Origin of the sequence: Paracoccus cavernae, from assembly GCF_042430175.1 — a bacterium.
Classification (GTDB): domain Bacteria; phylum Pseudomonadota; class Alphaproteobacteria; order Rhodobacterales; family Rhodobacteraceae; genus Paracoccus; species Paracoccus cavernae.
This window is the reverse complement of the sequence record NZ_JBHMDZ010000007.1, coordinates 1-515: the sequence shown is the minus strand read 5'-3', so window position 1 is coordinate 515 and position 515 is coordinate 1. Positions and strand designations below refer to the sequence as shown.

Sequence of the window (515 nt, the reverse complement as noted above, 5' to 3'; positions counted from 1 at the left end):
ATGGGCGATTACGCCAAGGCCCACGGCATGCGCCACCGCAGCCACGGCAAGATGCACAAATCGGTCGATGTCCAGAAGCTGCAAGAAGAGCTTGGCGGTTCGGTCGGCGTCTGCTGCCAGAAGGTCTCGGAAGCCGAAGTCTTCGCCCGCGGCGGGATCAAGGACATTCTGGTCACCAACGAAGTGCGCGATCTGGCAAAAATCGACCGTCTGGCCCGCATGCCGAAGCTCGGCTCGACCGTCACGGTCTGCGTCGATGACGTGACCAATATCGCGGATCTTTCGGCTGCGGCGCAAAAGCACGGCACCGAGCTCGGCATCTTCGTCGAGATCGACTGCGGCGCGGGCCGTTGCGGCGTGAAAACCACCGAAGCGGTTCTGGAAATCGCCAAAGCGGCGGCGGCTGCCCCGAACCTGACCTTCAAGGGCATTCAGGCCTATCAGGGCGCGATGCAGCACATGGACAGTTTCGAGGACCGCAAGGCGAAGCTCGACGCGGCCATCGCGCAGGTCAA

Annotated in this window: 1 protein-coding gene; it reads left to right on the top strand. The window is 62.7% G+C overall.

Features of this window, described 5'->3' with window-relative positions:
- Positions 1–515 (top strand): alanine racemase (locus ACFFUC_RS08410; RefSeq protein WP_377685315.1); only part of this gene is annotated, 515 nt, incomplete at both ends.